General features: G+C 26.9%; 11 protein-coding genes. 8 read left to right on the top strand and 3 right to left on the bottom strand.

Going from position 1 to position 12,780, the window contains the following annotated elements; all coding sequences use genetic code 11:
* The first annotated feature begins 7 nt into the window (after positions 1-7).
* A complete protein-coding gene (locus KO488_RS05505) occupies positions 8-1,630 on the top strand; it encodes a cation:proton antiporter (protein WP_216057791.1) in 1,623 nt (540 codons plus the stop codon).
* Positions 1,631-1,632: 2 nt separating this feature from the next.
* Here the strand turns inward: KO488_RS05505 and KO488_RS05510 are convergent, their stop codons facing one another.
* Entirely contained in the window at positions 1,633-3,345 is a 1,713-nt protein-coding gene (locus KO488_RS05510; protein ID WP_216057792.1) for a lysophospholipid acyltransferase family protein, read from the bottom strand.
* Positions 3,346-3,487: 142 nt separating this feature from the next.
* On the opposite strand from KO488_RS05510, the gene KO488_RS05515 reads away from it, so the two are divergent.
* Positions 3,488-4,195, top strand: a complete 708-nt coding sequence (locus KO488_RS05515; RefSeq protein WP_216057793.1) for a DUF445 domain-containing protein — start codon at positions 3,488-3,490, stop codon at positions 4,193-4,195.
* A 27-nt stretch (positions 4,196-4,222) separates the two neighbouring features.
* Here KO488_RS05515 and KO488_RS05520 read toward each other — a convergent pair whose 3' ends face one another.
* The gene (locus KO488_RS05520; protein ID WP_216057794.1) at positions 4,223-4,627 is read right to left on the bottom strand and encodes a DUF350 domain-containing protein; all 405 of its coding nucleotides are present in this window, start codon (positions 4,625-4,627) and stop codon (positions 4,223-4,225) included.
* Between the two features lie 207 nt (positions 4,628-4,834).
* Between KO488_RS05520 and KO488_RS05525 the strand changes: the two genes are divergently transcribed.
* From KO488_RS05525 to mfd, 5 genes are all read left to right on the top strand, one after another.
* Positions 4,835-5,488, top strand: a complete 654-nt coding sequence (locus KO488_RS05525) for a peroxiredoxin-like family protein (protein WP_216057795.1) — start codon at positions 4,835-4,837, stop codon at positions 5,486-5,488.
* Between the two features lie 12 nt (positions 5,489-5,500).
* On the top strand, positions 5,501-6,139 hold the full coding sequence (locus KO488_RS05530; protein WP_216057796.1) for a DsbA family oxidoreductase: 639 nt from the start codon (positions 5,501-5,503) through the stop codon (positions 6,137-6,139).
* Positions 6,140-6,154: 15 nt separating this feature from the next.
* Positions 6,155-6,829 carry a haloacid dehalogenase type II gene (locus KO488_RS05535; RefSeq protein WP_216057797.1) on the top strand — a complete coding sequence of 225 codons (675 nt, stop codon included), beginning with the start codon at positions 6,155-6,157 and terminating at the stop codon, positions 6,827-6,829.
* A 105-nt stretch (positions 6,830-6,934) separates the two neighbouring features.
* Positions 6,935-7,243: a hypothetical protein gene (locus KO488_RS05540; RefSeq protein ID WP_216057798.1), complete on the top strand. Its 309-nt coding sequence runs from the start codon at positions 6,935-6,937 to the stop codon at positions 7,241-7,243.
* Positions 7,243-10,230, top strand: coding sequence for a transcription-repair coupling factor (mfd, locus tag KO488_RS05545; RefSeq protein WP_216057799.1), 2,988 nt, complete (start codon positions 7,243-7,245; stop codon positions 10,228-10,230). The genes KO488_RS05540 and mfd overlap by 1 nt, the downstream gene beginning before the upstream one ends.
* A gap of 182 nt (positions 10,231-10,412) precedes the next feature.
* Here mfd and KO488_RS05550 read toward each other — a convergent pair whose 3' ends face one another.
* Positions 10,413-11,414, bottom strand: a complete 1,002-nt coding sequence (locus KO488_RS05550; RefSeq protein ID WP_216057800.1) for an endonuclease/exonuclease/phosphatase family protein — start codon at positions 11,412-11,414, stop codon at positions 10,413-10,415.
* A gap of 57 nt (positions 11,415-11,471) precedes the next feature.
* Between KO488_RS05550 and KO488_RS05555 the strand changes: the two genes are divergently transcribed.
* Positions 11,472-12,710, top strand: coding sequence for an NAD(P)/FAD-dependent oxidoreductase (locus KO488_RS05555; RefSeq protein ID WP_216057801.1), 1,239 nt, complete (start codon positions 11,472-11,474; stop codon positions 12,708-12,710).
* Positions 12,711-12,780 lie beyond the last annotated feature (70 nt).

Below are 12,780 nucleotides of genomic sequence, written 5' to 3' on the forward strand. Positions count from 1 at the left end.
TTTTAGAATGTTAGGAACAATCGTAGCTACAATTTTTATTGCACTTGTAATAAATTTAATATTAAAAAGATTCCAATTACCAACAATCATTGGATATATTTTTACTGGAACAATAATTGCTTATGTTTTTAATTTACATACAGCTGTTAATAATCATGACTTAAAAGAAATAGCAGAGTTTGGTGTAGTTTTTTTAATGTTTACTATTGGTTTAGAGTTTTCAATAGAGCATTTAAAAAAGATGAAAAAAGAGGTCTTCTTTACAGGTTCTTTGCAAATTATAATAACAACTTTATTTGTTTTTGTAATTTCACATTTTGTTTTAGGAATAGATTTAAAATCTTCTTTAGTAATAGGAGCTGCACTTTCTTTATCCTCAACAGCAATTGTTTTAAAAACCTTTAATGAAACAAAAGAGATTAGAAAACCCTATGGTCAAAGAGTTTTAGGTATTTTAATCATGCAAGATATTGCAGTTATTCCTATTTTACTTATGATATCTTTTTTTACAATGAATGAGAGTAATAGTGTTGGATTAATGATTTTAAAAACTGTAATTGCAGCTATTGTTTTATTATCGGTACTTTATTTTTCAGGAAAATATTTACTAGAACCATTTTTAAATCATGTATCTAAAACAAAATCAGATGAATTATTTGTAGCTTCTGTTTTGCTTCTTGCAATTGGATCTTCTTATTTAGCATATTATTTCGGTTTTTCATATTCTTTAGGTGCCTTTGTTGCTGGTATGATGATTGCAGAAACTAAGTTTAAGCATCAAGTCGAAGCTGATCTTATTCCTTTTAGAAATATATTATTAGGTGTCTTTTTTATAACAGTTGGTATGCAAATTAATTTTGCTGTAATTTCAGAATATATTTTGGTGATTCTTGTTTTATTACCAATTTTAATGGGTTTAAAATATATTATTATTTACACATTAGTAAAGCTTGAAGATACAAGAAGAATTGCATTTAAAACAGCATTTTCATTAATTCAAATAGGTGAATTTTCACTAGCAATTATAGAACTTGGAAGAAGTCAAGGTTTAGTTGACCAAACTTACTCTCAAATATTAATTGTTACTATTGTTATCTCAATGATTTTAACACCAATTATTTTAAAGAATTTAACAAAAGCATCAAGATTATTAATTAGTGAAGATACTTTAATGGTATGTAATTCATATAATGTTGATAAAGATACAGCAGATCATGTTGTAGTTTTAGGATATGGACGTTATGGACAAGCTATTGTAGAAGAGTTAAAAGTATTAAGTAGAAAATATATAATAATTGAACACAATATAAAGTTTTATCAATTAGGGCTTGATAGAAATGAACCAATTGTATTTGGTAATGCAGCACAAAAACATATTTTGAATTCTGTAAATATTACAAGTTCTTCCGCTGTTATTGTTGCGGTTAATAATCCTGATTCTTTACATATAATTTGTGAAGCAATTGATTCTTTAACACATAATACAAAAACTATTGTTACTGTTACAAATGAGAGTGAAAAAGAGCTTTTAGAAAGCCTTCATTTAGAACATATAATTGTTGAAACAAAGCAATTATCAAAAGCAGTAGTTGATGAAGTTATGTATTGTTCCTTAGAGACTAAAGTATAAATTTAGTCTCTATTTATATATCTTTTTCTAGGAGCATCTTTTATCATGTCAACATCAACTAGAATAAACCCATCAATACAATCAGAAAATTCTTTATCTATATTAAATCCCAAAAACTTTACTCCGCCATCTTGAGTAATTTCACTATACTGTTTATAAAGTGTAGGGATAGAAATACCCATATTTAAAAGTGTAGATTTTAAGTATTTAAAGTCTTTTCTTTTATCATCTAATACAAAATTGTTTTTTATTTCATTAATACTTGTTGAATATTGATATGGAAGTTTAGGTGATATTAATTGTTTAGAGTTTTTAAAATAATGAGAATAATAAAATACCATTAAATCTTTGGCAATAGAAGGAAAACTAGCACTCATACTAACAGGTCCAAACATATATTTAACATGGGGATTCTTTTTTAAATATGCACCAATTCCATACCAAAGATAATCGAGGGCTCTAGTGCCCCAGTATTTAGGTTGTACAAAACTTCTCCCTAATTCAATAGAATTTTTGAAATAAGGTGTCATATTCTCATCATATTTAAATAAAGTATTAGAATAAAAACCTTTAATTCCAATATTTTTAAAAATAAAATTTGAATTTCCAATTCTATATGACCCTACAATTTCTAAGTCATTCTCATCCCAAAGAATAATATGTTGATAGTATATATCATATTTATCGGTATCTCTTTTTTTATTTAAACCTTCGCCTACTTTTCTAAAAGATAATTCTCTAAGTCTTCCTAATTCTTTTAATACAATTGAATCATCAGTATAATCATATAAATATATCTTTTTCCCATCATTTGTTTCACCTAGTAGTTGTGATGATTTTAGTTCACTAATTAAATCCTGTCTTTTTTGAGGATGAGCTATAGCACTTTGTGTTTGAAAATAGCTATTTTTTCTTTTTTTCAATGAATATAAATGCTTTTTATATAAATTTACTAAATATTTCTTATTTAATCCTTTTGGTGCAATATTTTCATTTGGAATTATTTTTCCAATTTTGATATTTATTCTTTTAGATTTTTTATTAAACATTTCATTTGATAATAGAAGAGTTGAAAAAGTTTTATTAATTATTGATATTGTATAAAAAGTTTTGGAATTTTTGGCATCAAGAAATATAGGTAAAATAGGAGAGTTTGAATTCTTTGCAAAATTTAAAAACCCTTTATTCCAAGTAGGATCTTTTATTCCTTTACTAGTTGCTCGACTAACTGCTCCTGCTGGAAAAATAATAACAGCTTCTTCATTATTTAATGATTCATATATTTTCTTTATATCACTTTTTGATTGTTTAATTTTATAATTATCTATTGGTATTAAAAGATTGTTTAATGCTTCAAAACCTAATAAAAAATCATTAGCAACTATTTTTACATCAGATCTAACTTGTGATACTAATCTTAATAAACATAGGGCATCTAAGCCACCTAATGGATGATTTGCAATAATCACAACTTTTCCTGAGCTTGGAATATTTTCTATATCGGTACTAGAAATAGTATAATCAAAATCAAAGTAATCTAAAACAGAGTCAACAAATTCAAAACCTTTTAAATGAGAATTTTCATTCAAAAATTTATTTATAGAGTCTTCGTGAACAATTTTTTTTGCAATTGTAAATAGAGACTTTTTAAGAAAATTGTTTTTCTTACTTATCTTTGGAAATTTTGCTTCAATTTCCTTTTGTATATTAATCATAAATATTCCTTTACCTAATTGTAATTATCTTTTATTACAAAAAGGTTACAATGATTTTGTTTTGATTTTTTCTATCTTAATGCAATAAAATTACAAAAGTTAACTTATGATAAAATTTGTTTTTATAAAAAGGATTGAGTAAATGAACAAATCAGATATAACAAATATACTTACGGTTTTAATAATGGCATATGGTTATTCAAATGGGAACGATACTATTTTTATAATAGGACTTTTTGCTCTAAGTGGTGCTATTACAAATACTTTAGCTATTCATATGCTTTTTGAAAAAGTACCCTACCTTTATGGAAGTGGAGTAATAGAAAAAAACTTTACTAAGTTTAAATCATCAATTCATAACTTACTTATGAAGCAATTTTTTACAAAAGAAAACTTAACAAGATTTTTTCAAGAAGAAATGAAAAGTGCAAAAAGTACTGTAGATTTTGAAAAGATATTAAATAAAACAGATTTTACACCAGCATATAACTCTTTAAAAGAATCAGTGATGGAATCCTCTTTTGGTGGAATGTTGGGAATGTTTGGTGGAGAAGCGGCATTAGAACCTTTAAAAGAACCCTTTACAAATAAACTTCAAACTTCAATTATAGATATTACTAAAACTGAAGCTTTCCAAGAAGTATTGGATGAAGCACTAAAATCGGATGACTTATCTGATGATATATACAATAAATTAAGCCAAATTGTAGATAAAAGGTTAGATGAATTAACTCCTCTACTGGTTAAACAAATGGTTCAAAATATTATAAAAGAACACTTAGGCTGGCTAGTTGTTTGGGGTGCAGTATTTGGTGGACTGATTGGTTTTGCTAGTACATTTTTAAGATAGTAGTGTAGGTTAGAAAATCAATGAGTTTTAATAACTCATTGATCCTGCATTTAATAGTCCAATTGAAATTGATAAAAATGCCATTAAAATCCCAACAGAAATAATTCCTTGTGAAATTTTAGTTTTAAACGAATATTTACCACCTAACCTTGTTACTATAAAAGCAAATACTAATTGAATTAAAATAGCAATAGCTCCCCAAATAGCAAAGTCAAAATATGATGTAGAATGAACAAGTGCACTATATAAAGGAATTGACACTCCTATAATAGCTCCACCAAAACCAAGAGCAGCAGCTAAATTGTTATCTTCAAAAATAAGTTTGTAATCGTCATAAGGTGTTACAATTGCATATAAATAAAGAAAAATAATAACTAAAACAATAGCTGTAAAAAAGAAGCCAAGAAAGCCTATAAATAATTCTATTTCCATTTTAAATCCTTTTTTTCTGAATTCTAGCTAAACGTAGCTATATGGCTTATTATAAAAGCAACAAAAGTAAAATTTCTAAATCTTCATTTTTAAGAATGAAAAACAGTTGACATTATAGAATTAATATTCTATAATGAATAAATCAAAAAAATAAATTGTTTTTTTGATAGTTATAGAATAAAATTTAAAATATATTAAGGAAATAAAATGTCAAGATTAATAGATGAAATTAAAAAATATAAAGATGCTTTTAAAATAAAAGCTCCACAAGAAGTTCAAGATAAGATGTTAGCAGCAACAAAAAAACTTGAAGATACAAGTATTAGTAAAAATGCACTAACAGTAGGCTCATTAGCAAAAGAGATTAACTTACCAAATGCAATAGGTAATGAAGTTTCATTATTTAAAACTTTAGAAGAAAATGATTTTGCTGTTGTAAGTTTTTATAGAGGTGTTTGGTGTGCATATTGTAACTTTGAGTTAAAAGCACTTCAAGGAATTAATGAAGAATTAAAACAATTAGGTGCAAAATTAATTGCAGTTTCACCACAAAGTCCAGATGCAAGTTTAACTACAAAAGAAAAAAATGAACTTGAATTTGAAGTATTAAGTGATAATGAAAATATAATTGCAAAAGAGTATGGACTTGTATTTTCACTTGCAGAAGAATTAAGACCAATATACTTAAGTTTTGGTATTGATATCCCTGCAACAAATAAAGAAGATTCTTATGAAATTCCAATGCCTGCTACATATGTAATAAATAAAAATAAAGAGATTATCTTCTCATTTATAGATGAAGATTATACAAAAAGATGTGAGCCTCAAGATATTTTAGAAGCGATTAGAAAAAATTCTTAAAAGGAAAGTAAAATGAGTGGAAAAATTAAAATTGATATCGTTTCTGATGTAGTTTGTCCTTGGTGTGTAATAGGATATAAACGTTTAGAAAGAGCAATAAGTGATTTAAAACTTGAAGAAAAGATTCAAATTCAATGGAAACCTTTTGAACTTAATCCCAATATAAGTAAAGATGGTGAAAATATTACAAAACACTTAAATCGTAAGTATGGAATGAGTGTAGATGATGTTGAAAACTTTCAATCAAATATGACTAAAATGGGTAAAGAAGAAGGGTTTAAATTCGACCATTTTACTGAAATGAAAATTGTAAATACAAGAGATGCACACATTTTACTTGATTTTGCAAAAGAATATGGAAAACAAACAGAATTAAAAATGCGATTATTTGAATCATTTTTTACAGAAAGAAAAGATGTATCAAATAGAATTATTTTACTAGATGCAATAAAAGAAATAGGTCTAGATGAAGAAAAAGCTCTACTTATATTAGAAAATGATGCTAATTTAGAAATCCAAAAAGAAGAAGAATATTGGAAAAGTTTAGGCATCAAAGGAGTTCCCACAATTATGTTTAATGATGCAGTTACTCTAAATGGGGCACAATCAATTGATACTTATAAAAAAATATTAGAAAATTTAACTTCATAAAAATAGGAGAAAATGATGGCAAAGGTAACATTAGCTTTTGATGTTTATGGAACATTGATTGATACAAATGGAGTTTTAACTCTATTAGAGAATTTTGTAGGAAAAAAAGCAAAAGCTTTTTCTTCGACATGGCGAGATAAGCAATTAGAATACTCTTTTCGACGTGGACATATGCAAAACTATGTAAGCTTTGCTGTTTGTACGCAACAAGCACTTGATTTCACTTGTTTATTTTATAAAGAAGATTTAAGTAAAGAACAAAGAGCTGAACTCATGGCTATTTATGCTATTCTTCCCGCTTTTGAAGAGGTTAAAGTTGCATTAGAAAAATTTAAAGAAAAGGGATTTAGATTATTTGCTTTTTCAAATGGGAAAAAAGAAGCTGTAGAGAAACTTTTAAATAATGCAGGAATAATAGATTTATTTGATGGAGTTGTAAGTGTTGATGATATAAAAACTTTTAAGCCATCCCCTGGAGCATATGCACATTTTTTAAGAAGTGCAAATGCAAAAAGTGGAGAGTCTTGGTTAATCTCAAGTAATCCTTTTGATGTAACAGGTTCAATTTCTGCTGGAATGAGATCATCTTGGATTAAAAGATCAGAAGAATCAATTTTTGATCCATGGGAAATTCAACCAACAATAGAAGTAAACTCTTTATTGGAATTGACTAATAGAATTAGTAATTAAAGATATGTTTCTATTTAGTTTTTAAACCCTAAATTAAACCTTATTTAAATACAATATCTTTTTTAAAATAATAGATATTATGAGTTAAATATAGGAATTATAAATATGGAAAATATTGAAGTATTAGTATTATTAGATGTAAGTGGTTTAGAAGATGAAGAAAAACTAAATAAATTTTTAAAAAGAAAAAGTTTTAAAGTAGTTGAGGGTGAAAAAAATGTTTATACATCATCATCAACTACGACATTAGTTACAACAAAAGCCTTTATTTTACAAATGTTTAAAGAAGGATTAGAAAAGGCTGGTTTTATTGATGCAAATTTAATCTTTTTATTAAATGAAACACCATATCCTGCACATTATTATAATCACAATACAAAAGATTTTGAGTTATCAAAAGAAGAAAGTAAGTAGTGAACAATATATATGAATTTCTAAAGAATCTAAAAGACGATAAGAAACTAAAAAATTGTGAACTTCTAATCGTTAATGATGACAAACAAGCCCAAATAGCTAGTGATATTGTTTCTTTCTTAGGCTTTACGCCTTTTGTCTTATCGGATTTTAGAGCAAATTTTGGAGATGATTTATTATCATTTTCAAGTGAACTTCAAGACATTACAAAAGTATTAAATGAATTTTACTCATATAAAAAGCAAAATAAGATATTAATCTCGCCTATACGTACAATCTCTTTTCCTCTACCAAAAGAAAAATGTTTTGACTCTTATACAATAAATTTTGCAGATACTATAAAATTAGAAGAGTTTAAGTCAAAACTTTATAACTGGGGATACTATTTTGTAGATATTGTAACAAGTGAAGCAGAAGCTTCAATTAGAGGAGATATTATTGATATCTGTCCACTTGGAAGTGATGTTGGATATAGACTTTCACTTTTTGATGATGAAGTTGAAAGTATTAGAAAGTTTGATATAGAAGATCAAAAATCCTTTAAAGAAGAAATAGAAACTATAGAAATAACACCTGCATTTTTAGCTTTAGATGAAGAAACTTATGAAAATATTACAAATGAAATTCAAACAGTATCAAGTGATGCTTTCATAAAAGATATTCACTCTTTAGGGTTTTGGTACTTAAATGACTTAGGTGAATATTTGCCTTCAAGTATGCATTGTTTTATTACCCAAGAATCATTAGAAGAATTAGAAGAAGTTTACGTTTTTGAAGAAAAAAGAATTAATAAAGATAAGTTTTTATTAACTCCTCAGATATATAAAAGTAAAACTCACAAAGAAATTGCACCTGCAAATATAAAAGAGTTTATAACTTTTCATAAAAATAAAAAAGTTACAATTATCTCAAGTACAGAAGCTAAAGTTAAAGCTTTTGATTTAGATTTAAGAGATTCAAATATCAATTATGTTTTTGAATCTTATATTATAAACCTTGTAAGTGATGATGAGGTAATTATTTCTTTAAATAAAGAGATTAAAAAAAGAAGAAAGAAAAAAATAAAACTTGTAATTGATGAATTACAAGTAAATGATTTTGTAGTACATGAAAAACATGGTATTGGACAATATAAAGGAATAGAACCTGTTACGGTAATGGGAGCTAAACGTGATTTTGTAATTGTACAATATGCAGGAGAAGATAAACTTTTAATTCCTGTTGAAAATATTGACTTAGTTGATAGATATGTTGCAGATGGAAGCTCATATGCTATGGTTGATAAACTTGGAAAAGGTTCTTTTGCTAAATTAAAAGAGAAAGTAAAAGATAGATTATTTGCTATTGCAAATGATATTATAAGATTAGCAGCCGCACGAGAGTTAGTAAATGGTATAAAAATTGATGTAAATAAACAAGTATTAACTGATTTTAGAAAAAGTTCAGGGTTTGATTATACAAAAGATCAGGCAAGATCAGTAAATGAAATTTTCAAAGATTTAAGCTCAGGTAGAGTAATGGATAGATTACTTTCAGGTGATGTTGGCTTTGGAAAAACAGAAGTTGCGATGAATGCTATTTTAGCAACTGTATTAAGTGGGCATCAGGTGATTTTTGTATGTCCCACAACACTTTTAGCAACTCAGCATTTTCATGGAATGTTAAAAAGATTTGAACCTTATGGTATTTCTATGGCTAAACTTGATGGAAAATCAACATCGAAAGAAAAAACAGAAATCAAAAAAGGTTTAAACTCAGGAGAAATCCAATTTGTTATTGGAACTCACTCATTACTTAATATCACAGCAAAAGATTTAGCTTTAGTAATTGTAGATGAAGAACATAAGTTCGGCGTAAAACAAAAAGAAAAACTTAAAAATTTAAGAGACGATGTCCATATTTTCTCAATGTCTGCAACACCAATACCAAGAACACTAAACCTTGCACTTTCAAAATTAAAAGGTATGAGTTCACTACTTACTCCACCAAGTGAAAGATTAGGTGTAAGAACTTATGTAAAAGAGTATAGTGATAAATTAATCAAAGAAATAGTTTTAAGAGAAAAGAGAAGAGGTGGACAACTTTTCTATGTTCATAATAACATTGCTTCAATTGAAGCAAAAAAAGCAGATATAGAAGAAATTGTTCCAAATATAAAAGTTGAAATTATTCACTCAAAAATTAAACCAGCAGATGCGGAAAAAATTCTTGATGCTTTTGAAGAAAAAAAGTTTGATATTTTATTAGCAACTTCAATTGTAGAATCAGGTCTTCATCTTCCAAATGCAAACTCAATTATAATTGATGGTGCTGATAGATTTGGTATTGCAGACTTACACCAATTAAGAGGAAGAGTAGGACGAAGTAATAAAGAAGGTTTCTGTTATTACGTAGTTGAAGATAAAAAGCAAATCACATCAGATGCAGTTAAAAGATTAGTGGCTTTAGAATCAAACTCATATCTAGGAAGTGGAACAGCCTTAGCTCACCAAGATTTAGAAATCAGAGGTGGTGGAAATATTATAGGTGAAGCACAAAGTGGTCATATTAAACAAATTGGATATGGCTTATATTTAAAAATGTTGGAAGATACACTGGCAACCTTAAGTGGTGATGCAAAAGAAGAGAAGAAAAATGTTGATATTAAATTAGCGATTTCTGCATTTATTTCAGATGATTATATAGTTGAAGATAGAGTAAGATTAGAGTTATATAGAAGACTTTCAAAAACTACACAAAAAGATGAAGTTTATAAAATAGAAGAAGAGATGGAAGATAGATTTGGAAAGCCAGATTTACCAACTAAACAATTCTTAGAATTAATTATGATTAAAATATTAAGTTTACAAAAAGGTATTCAAACAATTAGTTCATATGAAATGAATATTACATTTACAAAATCTGATGATACAAAAGAAACTATAAAAAGTCCAAGTAAAGATGATGATGATATTATTATTACAACGTTGAAGTATTTAAGAAAATAGTATAATAAAAGCAAGACTAATTAGGAGAACTTGTCTTACTTTTATTTAAGGAGAAATGAGAAAATTATTTTTTATATACATTTACCTAAGTTCGCGGCTTAATTTAAATGTTATATTGATTATATAGTGTTAATGTTAATAGTTTGTGTAGAGATTGTAAACAATTTGTTAATGGAATATATTTATTTAAATGTTAATTCACAAACAACTTGAGCATGATCACTTTTTAATATTGAACCATCAGGGTTTTCTTGTAAGTGCTTATCACAGATAATATAATCAGAGACTTTTGCAATACAATTTTTATTTTTCTTATTAAACTCTTTTGAAATAAATATATAATCAAGAACATTTCCTTTTCCTGCAAAAAAACTTGTAGGTGTTCTTTTTATTTCTTTTTGTTCCGGGTGTGGGTTATAAATAGTTTTTTCATGTTGATTATACACATCATGTAAAATTAAACTCTCTTTTCTTTTATCATCATGATATTTATTATTGCATAATGCATCAATTGTTATTGAAAACTCTTTATCATTTAAATCACAAATTAAAACACATGGCTTGTTTTTTTCTTTCTTTATATCAAAAAAAAGAGATGAGGCTTCACAAAGTCTTTGTTTTAAAGAACTTGAATATTTATTTTTCAAAGATTCATCAACAAGATTTTTTTTATGTTCTAAAGAATCATTTTGATTAAATGTATATTCAAACTCATTTAATCTATTTGATTTTAAATGACAAACATAAACTGCAATTTCTTGCTCATTGGGAAGAACAATAGTAGCTTTTATAGGTATTCTTGCAAATTTGAAGAAACCTTCATAATTATGTTTTTTTATACTTGGGATATGTATTTTTACATCTTGAATGTGAGAGATAGGAAACTTTGAAGCAATAGCAACCGTAGTACTTATATAAATGTTAGAATTTTCTTTACTAGTTTTTGCAATATCTGTAGTTTCAAAATACTTAAATCCTAAATCATTTACAATTTCTTTTAGTGCATTTCTTGAAAAAACTTCTTGAAATCCAATTACATCGCAATTCATTTTGACAATTTGATTTTTAATCCATTGTGTTTTTTCTTGCCATTGAAGTTTATTGAATTTATCTTTTTTAATATACCAAGAGTAAGGAGGCTCTACAAATTGAAAGAGGTTAAATGTACCAAGTCTTATTTTCATAAATTATTATATCTAAATAATAGATTATATTTAACAATCTTTAGTTATTATTAGCTAATGAAAACAAATAATTATGATGTAATAGTAATAGGTTCTGGCGGTGCTGGAATGATTGCTTCAATAACTGCAAAAAAACAAGGTAAAAATGTACTTCTTTTAGAAAAACTACCAGCACTTGGTGCAAAACTAAAAGCAACAGGTGGAGGAAAGTGTAATCTTACTAACACTTTAAGTAGTGAAGAGTTTATGAACTCTTTTGGAAAAAATGGAAGATTTATGACAACAGCTATTAATATGCTAAATAGAGATAGCTTACGAGAATTCTTTTTAAACATTGGAGTTCAAACAGATACAAAAGATGGCTTTAGAATTTTCCCAGTAACACATAATTCTTCTACAATAATAAAAGCATTAGAAAAAGAGTTAAATTCATTAGGTGTTGAAATAGAATGTAATCAATCAGTACAAAAACTTCTAATGAGTGAAAATAGAATCGCAGGAGTTCAAACACAAGATAGAATTTTTAATGCACCAAATGTAATAGTTGCAACTGGAGGTTTAGGGTTTCCTGTTCTTGGAGCTCATGGTGATGGTTATGAATTTGCAAAAGAATTAGGTCATAAAATCACAGATTTATATCCCGCAATGCTTCCTGTTTATACAAAAGAAACATGGGTTGCAAATTGTACTGCTGATACTATTGCAAAAGCAATAGTAAAAATTGATTTAAAAAAAGTAAAGAAACTAAAAGCAATAGGAGATTTAATCTTTACATCAAAAGGATTAAGAGGTCCCGTTATCTTAGATTTCTCAAGAGAAATCACACCCTTATTAGAAAAATATGATGAAGTACCACTATTAATAAATATGGTAAAAGGTAAAAATGAAGATGAGGTTTTACAAGTTATAAAAAAAGAGGCAAGTAATAACCCTGATTCAAACGTATTAGATAATGTATCTACATTAGTTCCACAATCAGTAGCAAAAGAATTATGTCAAATTGTAAATGCAGATATTAATAAAAAATTTAAAGAACAAAACGGTGAAGTACGAAATAATCTTATCAAAATACTTACAAATACACCTTTAACTGTGATAGATTCTGTAGGCTTTAAAAAAGCTATGATTACCAGAGGTGGAGTAACACTGAAAGAAATAGATCCAACAACAATGAAAAGTAAATTAGTAGATGGTTTATATTTTTGTGGAGAAGTAATGGATTTAGATGGACCTTGTGGTGGCTTTAATCTTCAATGGTCTTTTTCAAGTGGAAATTTAGCGGGACATTTACTATAAAATAAAAAACACAGAAAACCGCAAGAAAAACAAGAAAAAAGAGATAGAACCATAAATTTCAAAATTTAAA

The sequence above is a fragment of the Poseidonibacter lekithochrous genome (assembly GCF_018861145.1).
Lineage (GTDB): Bacteria > Campylobacterota > Campylobacteria > Campylobacterales > Arcobacteraceae > Poseidonibacter > Poseidonibacter lekithochrous_A.